Origin of the sequence: Protofrankia sp. Cj3, assembly GCF_917627355.1 — a bacterium.
In the GTDB taxonomy this organism is placed as follows: domain Bacteria; phylum Actinomycetota; class Actinomycetes; order Frankiales; family Frankiaceae; genus Protofrankia.
Map to the genome: position 1 here is coordinate 18,456 of NZ_CAKJTR010000010.1, position 9,744 is coordinate 28,199.

Annotated in this window: 7 protein-coding genes and 1 riboswitch; of the genes, 3 read left to right on the forward strand and 4 right to left on the reverse strand. The window is 66.7% G+C overall.

The window, feature by feature from the left end; genetic code table 11:
* The first annotated feature begins 204 nt into the window (after positions 1-204).
* Complete coding sequence (locus MJ783_RS02560) at positions 205-2,445, forward strand: MMPL family transporter (RefSeq protein WP_239308283.1); 2,241 nt, start codon at positions 205-207, stop codon at positions 2,443-2,445.
* Here the strand turns inward: MJ783_RS02560 and MJ783_RS02565 are convergent.
* The 4 genes from MJ783_RS02565 to MJ783_RS02580 form a co-directional block, all read right to left on the reverse strand.
* The gene (locus MJ783_RS02565; protein ID WP_239345384.1) at positions 2,442-3,539 is read right to left on the reverse strand and encodes a nucleotidyltransferase; all 1,098 of its coding nucleotides are present in this window, start codon (positions 3,537-3,539) and stop codon (positions 2,442-2,444) included. The genes MJ783_RS02560 and MJ783_RS02565 overlap by 4 nt on opposite strands.
* A 234-nt stretch (positions 3,540-3,773) precedes the next feature.
* Complete coding sequence (locus tag MJ783_RS02570) at positions 3,774-4,286, reverse strand: GNAT family N-acetyltransferase (protein WP_239308284.1); 513 nt, start codon at positions 4,284-4,286, stop codon at positions 3,774-3,776.
* The gene (locus MJ783_RS02575) at positions 4,279-5,346 is read right to left on the reverse strand and encodes an NAD(P)-dependent oxidoreductase (protein ID WP_239308285.1); all 1,068 of its coding nucleotides are present in this window, start codon (positions 5,344-5,346) and stop codon (positions 4,279-4,281) included. The genes MJ783_RS02570 and MJ783_RS02575 overlap by 8 nt, the downstream gene beginning before the upstream one ends.
* Positions 5,347-5,733: 387 nt before the next feature.
* Positions 5,734-6,471 (reverse strand): CAP domain-containing protein, encoded by a 738-nt coding sequence (locus tag MJ783_RS02580; RefSeq protein ID WP_239308286.1) that lies wholly within the window; start codon positions 6,469-6,471, stop codon positions 5,734-5,736.
* 1,139 nt (positions 6,472-7,610) lie between these two features.
* Here MJ783_RS02580 and fbaA point away from each other — a divergent pair.
* Both fbaA and MJ783_RS02590 read left to right on the forward strand, forming a co-directional pair.
* Positions 7,611-8,648, forward strand: a complete 1,038-nt coding sequence (gene fbaA / locus MJ783_RS02585) for a class II fructose-bisphosphate aldolase (protein ID WP_239308287.1) — start codon at positions 7,611-7,613, stop codon at positions 8,646-8,648.
* 521 nt (positions 8,649-9,169) lie between these two features.
* Positions 9,170-9,344, forward strand: a riboswitch (cyclic di-AMP (ydaO/yuaA leader).
* A 5-nt stretch (positions 9,345-9,349) separates the two neighbouring features.
* On the forward strand, positions 9,350-9,744 hold a 395-nt coding region (locus MJ783_RS02590), incomplete at its 3' end, for a transglycosylase family protein (RefSeq protein ID WP_239308288.1).

Genomic DNA, 9,744 nt, shown 5'->3' on the forward strand with positions numbered 1-9,744 from the left:
ATGGGGCTGAGAGTCCGTCGTCACCCAGGCGGCCGCCCTGCGCTGGGGCAGCCCCCGCGTGGGTTTTCCGGCGGGCACGCCGCCGGGTACAGCATGCCGCCTGCTCGAAAACCTTGATAACCCGTCACGCTGGCGCGCCCGCCGTATCGCTTCCGTCTCAGGCGGCCTTCCTGCGAACATCCTTGCTTGGGACCGGAGGCGGGGATGCTGGTGGACAGAGCCTGGAGAATCGTCGCGTGGTCGGCCCGGCCACGGCTCAAGTGGGCCGCCCTCCTGCTGTGGATCATTATTACGGTCGTCGTCAGCCCACTCGCGTCCAGACTGGCCGACGCGCAGAAGAACGACGCCGCGGCCTTCCTGCCCGCCGGAGCCGAATCCACCCGCGTGCTCACGGCCCAGCGGCTTCTGCCGGGCGGGGACGCCGTACCGGCGATCGTCGTCTTCGCCCGTGATCCTGAACTGACCTCCGCCGACCGGGCAACGGTGGAGGCGCTCGGTCACGAGCTCCAAAGGTTCTCCGTAATCCCGATCGGTGGGCCTATCCCGTCCCCCAGGGGCAATGCGCTGCTGCTGAGCATCAGCCTCGCGCAGCGGTCAGACATTGTGGATTTCACCCATGACGTCAAGGAGATCCGCCGGATCGTACGCACTGCCGCGCCGCCTGGGCTCCAGACAGGGCTGGCCGGACCAGCCGGTCTGTTGACGGACTCCTACGACGTGTTCAGCGGTGTCGATACCACCCTGCTGTTCGTCACCGGTGGGGTTGTCGCGGTCATTCTCCTCATCGTCTACCGCAGCCCTTTCCTGTGGCTGGCACCGCTGCTGTCGGTCGCCATCGCCGACCAGGTGGCCACCGCCCTGACCTATCTCGCGGCCAGGTACGGCGAGCTGACCGTCAACGGGCAGAGCGCCGGAATATTACGGGTGCTTGTATTCGGCGCCGGCACCGACTACGCGCTTCTGCTCATTGCCCGATACCGAGAGGAACTGACCAGGCACGAAAGTGCGCACGAGGCAATGGGGGTCGCTATCCGCCGGGCCGGGCCGGCAGTCGTCGCCTCCGCCGCGACCGTCATCGTGGGCCTGCTGTGCCTGTTACTGGGCGACCTCAACTCCGACCGAGGTCTCGGCCCGGTGGGAGCCATCGGTATAGCCGCGGCGCTGGTGACGATAATGACGCTTCTCCCGGCCGTGCTTGTCGCGTGCGGCCGGCGGTTGTTCTGGCCGTTCATCCCCGGGTACGGCACGGGAGCGGTCGAGGAGCCCGGTTTCTGGTCACGGGCCGGCGCTCGAATCGCCGCGCGGCCTCGCCGGGTCTGGATCGCGGCCACGCTGGTACTGACCGGGCTGGCGTTCGCGACCGTACATCTGAACACGAACCTACGTGGGGATCAGGGATTCACCGGACCGGTGGACTCCGTGGTAGGTCAGGAACTCGCCCAGCGCAGTTTCCCGGCTGGCGCGACCGCGCCGGCATACATCATTGCCAACGCCTCGGCCGCGGCCGACGTCCTTGCCACCATTCGCGGAAATCCCGCGGTCACCGCTGCCGAAGAAAACGGGCGCGGAGCGAACCTGGTCCAGTTCATTGCTATTCTCTCGCCGCCGCCCGACACGAAGGCCTCCTTCGACGCGGTTAAACAGCTCCGGGATGCCGTCCACGCGATACCCGGTGCGGACGGGCTGGTCGGCGGAACCACCGCCGTGAATCTGGACGTACGCACCGCCTCCGTGCGCGATCAGCGGGTCGTCATCCCAGTGGTCCTGAGTGTCCTGGCCGTGATTCTCGGGCTGCTGCTGAGGGCCGTGGTCACCCCGTTACTGCTGATTGCGACCGTGGTGCTGTCGTTCCTGGCCGCGCTCGGCGCCAGCGCGCTCGCGTACGACTGGCTGTTCGGCTTTGCCGGTGCCGATCCCTCCCTGCCACTGCTGGGATTCATCTTCCTGGTAGCGTTGGGAATCGATTACAACATCTTCCTGATGATCAGAGTTCGGGAAGAAGCTGAGAGAATCGGCCCCGAGCCGGGAGTGCGCCACGGGCTTGCCGTCACCGGCGGCGTCATCACCTCGGCGGGAGTCGTGCTGGCGGCCACCTTCTCGGTACTGTTCATCCTGCCGCTGGTGCAGCTTGCCGAGGTGGGCTTTCTGGTGGCGTTCGGCGTGCTGCTCGACACCCTGGTGGTGCGCTCGATCCTCGTCCCCGCGCTGGCGCTCGACATCGGCCCGAAGATCTGGTGGCCGAGTCGCCTGGCGACGCTACCGCCGGACCGGCCCGGAACAGCCGGCGCCGGCTCTGCCACCGACCATCAACAACGTCGAGGTCCTGGTCGGGCTTTGGGGCACACAGAGCACGCCGTGACCACGCCCCGGGATGCGGCATCCGCCATCACGGACGTGCCGCGGTCGCGAAGGGACTCTGCTGCCAATATCCGCGAAAGCCCCTAACCGAAAGTCGGAAACTCCGGCCCGAATACCTGCCGCCACAGGTTGACAGCATCCTCGTGCCGGCCCGCCTGTTCCGCTTCAACAGCGTCATCAGCATGGGCACGGGCGAAACGCACCGACTCCGCAAGGGCGTCGCAGTCGCCCGGCTGCAGGTACGTCGACAGGTCACCGCCGACCTCCGCCGGGTCGTAGGCGGTGAATCCCTTGGTTTCGATGTGCCTGAAGACCTCCGCCAGCGCCTGCCGGGTGTTGAGCCCACGGTTGATCAGAACCTTGCCCGCGAGCGCCTCGAGGTGGAACGAACGCAGATGGCTACCACAGACTCGATTCCACGCCTTGAGCAGCCGAACCGCCGAGGCGACCCGCGGGCCCGCGTCCGCCATCCAGCTCGCGTGCCGCTCAGGGCGGGTCGGCAGCCATCCGCCCACACAGTCCGGCATGACATAACCAGCCCGCGGATGGTCGAAGGCGGGCACGAGATGGACGTCCGGGGCTGAGTTGTAGACGATGCGCATGGCCTGGCCACGCGTGCCGATCGTCTGGATGCGGTCACCGCCGATCGCGTTACGGACACAGAGCAGCAGGTCGCGTGAGTCCCAGCGGAAGCGCTTCCACGCGCTGTTGGCGGCGCTGAACACGACGAAGATGTCAACCTCGTCCAGCGGGCGGATCATCGTGTCACGCCCCGCGGAACCGATGGTCGCCACACCGACGAGAGGCAACGCGCAGCGCGGCGGGAAGATCGCCCGCAGGGCCTGCTCAGCGTCATCCCGCCGGGCGTCGATGACCGCGCGGTCGTCGGCATTGAGGCGGACCAGGTCGTCGAGCTTGGCGAACGCACGAGCGGTGGTACCCACCAGCAGAGGGCCGGTCATGGCGCCCGTGATGGGACCGGTCTGTGGATTATGCGGATCGATACACGGATCATCCGGGAACAGTGGATTGTACGCCCCTGGCCCGGACTCGTCCGAACGGCGCCAATGCGGCGGAATAATCAGATGATCATACGTGACCTCGGACCCGCGCGGTCGCACTGGACCTGCCTCGTCCGGACTGTTCGTAAGTGCGACTTCACGATGAGTTTCCACGCTCACTCTGAGAACCTCCCAGGCGCCTTCGCGCCAACCGTACGGTCCCCCATCCATGACACGCGCCGATGACCAACCGACACGGACGCGCGAGCTGGGCGACTGGTCCACACCGTCCCATTCGCGACATCGCATCTATGGTGCCGCATCCTGCGGCGAGGTAAACATCGGGGCCAGTTAGATAACTCTAAGTTACGAAAACGATGAGAACAGGACCGTGCCGCCCGGACAGTGGTGACGCTACGGAGGTGGCGGCCGGAACCAGACCCGCCAACCATCCGCCAGCACTATGTCCGCGGGCACGAACGCGGTCGCCACAGCCAGCCGCTCACCCGTGCGGTCACCCACCCGCACCCGGCTCTCGACGACTACCGGACCGCGGAACTCCAGCCAACTGGCCAGCGCCCGCAGCGCCTCGGTGGCATACCCCCGACGCCGGTAGGGACGTCCGATGGACACCGACACCAGGGCACGCCGGTCAATGGCGTCCACCGCCAGCAGCCCGACAGCCGCTGAGTCGTCACCGCGCACCGTCCACGTCATCACACCGCGACCCGCACCGGCTCGGCGGCGCAGGTCCCGCCGTAGCGCGGCGGTCGGATCGCCCGCCGCGTCGACAGCGATCCCCTGCGCCCGGTGCAGACACGCACCCGCCAGCAGCGGTCCCAGCTCCTCGGCCACGAAGCCCGCGTTCCACACCGTCAGGGGAAGCGCGAGCAGCCTGGATGTCGTCAGGGCCGGCCCCTCACCCACGGCTGGCGGGCTCCGCAACGCCGAGCAGTCCCCGCTCTCTGAGCAGTACCTCCGTGCGGGCCATCCCCTCGTCAAGGCCAACGCGGGGCTGCCAGCCGGCAAGGCGTCTGATCTTTGCGATCGAGTAGGTACCCGTTCGGGTCAGCTCCGTCAACGCAAGGGGGCCAAGATCAACATAAGATCGAGGATGCAGGCGCGAGCTCACCCGCCCGGACAACCACCCACGCTCGATCAGCAGCCGGTCGACCGAGTCGAGCCTACGAACCAGCGCCGCGGGTACCGAGTGTGGCAGCGGCAGGCCCGCCATCCGCGCATACCGGCCGAAAAACTCGGCTGCCCCGATGCCCGTGCCACCGGTGGCATGCAGGATCTCACCTACCGTCGCCGGGGAGTCCGCTACCGCGGCGATCGCCGAAACAAGGTCGTCGACGTGGACCGGGCTCAGCACGCCCCGGCCAGAGTCCACCAGAACGAATCGGCCAGCCCGCAGCAGCAGCAACGGCCACAGGGTCCATCTGCCCGCCCGTGGTCCGTACGCGTCGCCGGCCCGCAGCACCGTCACCGCCAGACCGCGGGCGGCCGCGGCTATTGCCGTGTGCTCGGCCGCGGCCAGCGCGTCAGCCCGCGCCAGGCCTGTCATGGTGACGGGCACGGCCTCGTCAGCCTCGGCTGGGAAGGAGCCGCCCAGCACGCTCACGCAGGAAATGTGGACAACGCGGCCGACACCAGCACGTTGGCATGCGTCCAGGACGCTGGCCGTGCCCGCTACTGTGATCCTGCGTAGTTCACCGTCCGTAAGCGGAACCGACCGGCTCGGCACGCCAGCGCGGACCGCGGTCAGTTCGCCGCCGCCGCCTGTCCCGACCGCTGCCGCATGCACGACAAGATCCGCTCCGACAAGGAGCTTCTCCCAGTCACCCGGATGGGTGACGTCGGCCACGACGATGCCGGGACCGCGACGGACGTCTACCGGCACGACGTCGTAGCCGCGTAGCCGGAACTCCCGCGCAACCGCGTCCCCGATGAATCCGCCAGCGCCGGTCACCACCGCACGAACCACGTCGCCCCCTCTCGCCCCTGGGGTCCACCCGGTGAAACACAGACCGCGGGGATCCACTTTCTCGGAAGATCGGTTCACGATCCACCGGGTTCCCTGGCCCGGACACACCCGGATCCATCAAGATCCACTAGATAGACCTAACGCACCGTCACGCCCAACGCGTCGACAGGTCGCTCCAGTCGCATGATATCGACCCTACGTGATCGGCACCCAAGAGTAACCGCTTTTGAGAACCGATGGCTGTGACCGTCCGAACGCAATTGCCGGCATCATGCGGCGTACGCCAGCGCCCGACAAGCAGCGAAATATACGTTAAAAGCGACTGGTAACAGGGGACGCGGCCACGCGGGGCTGGGGTGCGTGCGCCCCGGCCCCGCTCGGTGACTCCTAGGGCGTCCCGAAATCCTGCGTCCAGTACATCCCGTAGCTGCCCCCCACGCCATAGCCGACGCCGATCTGCTTCAACGAGCAGTTAAGGATGTTCTCACGGTGCCCGGCGCTGTTCATCCAGCCGGTCATGACCTCAGCGGGAGTGCGCTGCCCAGCCGCGATGTTCTCGGCCGCGATCGAGAACTGGTACCCGGCGGCGGCCATACGCTGGAACGGCGTCCGGCCGTCCTGGCTTGTGTGACTGAAGTAATTGTGGGTGGCCATGTCATCGCTGTGCGCCTGGGCCGCGGCTGTCAGCCTGGAGTCAACGGTCAGCGGAGCACAGCCAGCTTTAGCTCGCTCGGTGTTCGTAAGCGTTACCACCTGGGATACCGGGTCTGCCGGCGCCGCCTCGGTGGCGGCGACCGGTATGGCCGGCGCGGCCGTGCGCGCGGGATCTGTCACCGTGGCCTGCGCGCCCGCCGCGGACCGCGGCTGCGGGCTCGGCACGAACGACGGCGACGGGATGATCGCCGGTGCGGGCGACGCATGTGCGTCCGAGGTGCTTGCCGGTGCGGGCGTGTTAATGATCCGCATTCGGCTCGTCCGTACCCACGGGGTCCGCGATCCATTGAACACGGCCTCGTTCAAGGTGTATATGCCGTCAGGTACCGAACGGGTATCGAGACTGATCTCATATGGGGCAACCGGCGCCACCCGGACGATCGTGCCGGGCCCTCGCAGAACGTAGGCCACCCACGTCTGCGCGTCGGCTGGGACAGCGGTGCGAATCTGAACGGTCCCGCTGACCGTGCCGCGGTCGACAATCTGCCGCGATACAGATTGAGCCGCAAGCTCAACCGGTGATGTCGACGACATCAGGGCCGAGGAGGCAGTCGAATTGTCCGCGGCGGCGGGCCCTCCCCCGTGGACAAGCTGAGTCAGAAGCAGCCCGGTCGTGGCAAGAACAAGAACGAATACTGCCAGGACAGCACCGGACCAGCCCTGCCGGGAACGGCGATGTCTGCGATGTCGATCCATGGAACCTTCCGTATGGTCGGTCCCCCCCGCGTCGTGTCCCCTCCGCATCCCCTCCAGCAGGGACAAGGGTAGCGAGTACTAGGCATGGCGAGCCATCTGATATCGCTTTTGACCGAATAGTCATGAGCAGATCGGGCCAGCGTATCGCTGTGCCTGAGGAGCCCGAGGACGCGCCGTATCGGATAAGCGACCAGCGGCCCAGGCCAGCTACCCCCGGTAGCGCCGGAACGGGCCCGCCCGCGATACCGACGACGCTGGAACTCAACCGCCGCCTCGCCCCGCCTCGACCGGGAACATCGCGACCGGGAACATCGCGGCAGCGCCGGCAATCCAGCCGTGGTGCCCGCTCCCGCACGCCCAGGGGCAAACGTCCGCATCCGTCGGACAAACCGGGCCGCAAGCCGGGCCAGAGTGCCAAAGCCCTGGTAGAGGGCATCAGCACAGGCACGTATCCGGCCGTGACGCCGTTGGAGACAGGGCCCGCCAGACCTCGGCGCGGTAACATGACCGACTACGGCGCCAGCGGTCGCGGCCAGCACGATCCCGGACGTGGGCGCACTGTGCGACATGCCCGTGTGCGGGTCTGCCGCGAGCAGACCGGCAACGAACAGGATCGTGTCACCAGGCAGCCAGAAATCGATATCGATAAGGACGCCGCTGTCGACGAATACGAGCGTGAAGATGCCAGCATAGAGCGCCGCGCCGAACGGGCCATCCACACTCACGGGTCCCGCCCGCCCCGATGACCCGCTCATCATACTCATCGTGCGGCTTCCCGCCCATGATTGCCGAACAAATCAGTTCATTACCAACCGGACAGACATGCAACCCGACTGCTCACAGGAGCCAGACCCATGCCCATCGCCACCCCGGACGTCTACGCGCAGATGCTTGACCGGGCCAAGACCGAGGCGTTCGCCTACCCGGCGATCAACGTTACTTCGTCCGAGACCCTGAACGCCGCGCTGAAGGGCTTCGCCGATGCCGGCAGTGACGGCATCGTACAGGTTTCCACCGGTGGCGCCGATTTCCTCTCCGGCACCAGGGTGAAGAACATGGTCCTCGGCGCCCAGGCGCTCGCCGAGTTCGCCCATCATGTCGCAAAGGCCTACCCGATCAATATCGCCCTGCACACCGATCACTGCCCGGCGGACAAACTCGACACTTATCTGCGTCCGCTGCTCGCGATCTCCAAGGAACGGGTTCTCAGCGAAGGAAGGCCTCCCCTCTTCCAGTCACACATGTGGGACGGCTCGGCGGTCGAACTCGAGGAAAATCTCAAGATTGCCGACGCTCTCCTGATCGAATGCCACCAGGCTGAGATCGTCCTGGAAGTGGAGATCGGCGTCGTCGGCGGTGAGGAGGATGGGGTCGTCGGCGCGATCGACGAGAAGCTCTACACCACACCAGCGGATATGTGGCGAACCGCCGAGGTTCTCGGCACCGGCGAACGGGGCCGCTACATGCTCGCCGCAACCTTCGGAAACGTACACGGTGTGTACAAGCCGGGCAACGTGAAACTCCGTCCAAGCATCCTTCGGGACGGACAGCAGTATGTCGCGCGACAGCTCGGGCTGCCAGCCGATACCAAGCCGTTCGACCTGGTGTTTCACGGCGGTAGCGGCTCCGACCCGGCCGAAATCCGCGAAGCGCTGGACTACGGCGTTGTGAAGATGAATGTGGACACCGACACTCAGTACGCGTTCACTCGGCCGATCGTCGACCATATTTTCAAGAATTATGACGGAGTGCTGAAAGTTGACGGCGAGGTCGGTGTGAAGAAACAGTACGACCCCCGCAGCTACGGCAAGGCGGCCGAGACCGGCATGGCCGCCCGCGTCGTGCGGGCCTGCGAGGACCTGCGCTCCGCCGGGCGTTCGCTCACCGGCTGAGCCGGCCGGCTCACCGGCCGAAGGAGGCGCGAGCATCGCTTTTCGCGCCTCCTTCGGCCACCACCGGATCCTCGTACCCAACCACACCGGTCCATGCCGCCCTGTCCTTCCCCGTCGTAGAACCTGTTTTGAATCACAGCTGTCGACGCTGTCGACCGCCCGGACAGAAGATTCAAAACAGGTTCCCCCAGAATGCATCGGACGATGTCGTGTGAACGCCCGCTATGAGTGCTGGGAACCCGAATTCGATGCGGCGCCGCGGGCTACGCAAACAACCTGTCCGGGTGCACGCGGTATTACTCGGGCCAGCTGCGGCACGGTGGCCACCCCGCCGCTGCCCGTGGTTTCCGCCGCTGGAAAGTGATGAGCGCGCGCCGGCGTGCGTTAGCAGCCGATCTCGAGATACGGCAAGAGCACCCAGCCCGATGTGCGCATAGTCACGAAGCGCATTCACGGCTTGTTCAGCCACCAGCGATGCTGGTTATGGTCTGCGCCGTGCCCGTCGATACGGCGGGGACACGTCGGGCGGCACGCCGAATCCTGCCCGCGCCCGACGAAAACCAAACTTGCGGCAGGAACGGGGGACCCACTTCCGGGCGTCGATACCAGGCGTCCTCGGGGTGAAGCCGTGAAAACGGCCGGGCAGTCCCAGCCCGAACCCGACAGCTCACCTCGCAGGCGTGGGGAAGGGCATTACCAATATGTCCCGTACAAGTTCTCGCGGCCGACATCGCGGAATTCGCCGGGCCCGGGTCCGTACCCGAGCCATGGTGCTGACCCCGGCCCTGCTCGCGGCGATCAGTGGTGGCATCGCGATGTCACAGCCGGCCAGCGCCGCCACCACGTGGGAGGGGCTTCGCCAGTGCGAGTCCGGCGGTGACTACACGGCCAACACCGGCAACGGCTATTACGGCGCATACCAGTTCTCGCTGAGCACCTGGCAGAGCCTGGGCTACACCGGACTGCCCAGCAGCGCCTCCCCGAGCACCCAGGACGAGGCCGCGCTCAAGCTCGCCACCCAATCCGGCTTCGGCCAGTGGCCCGTCTGTGGCCGGGGCATGAGCGCCGGCCAGCTCGGGGCTGGCGCCAGCTCGTC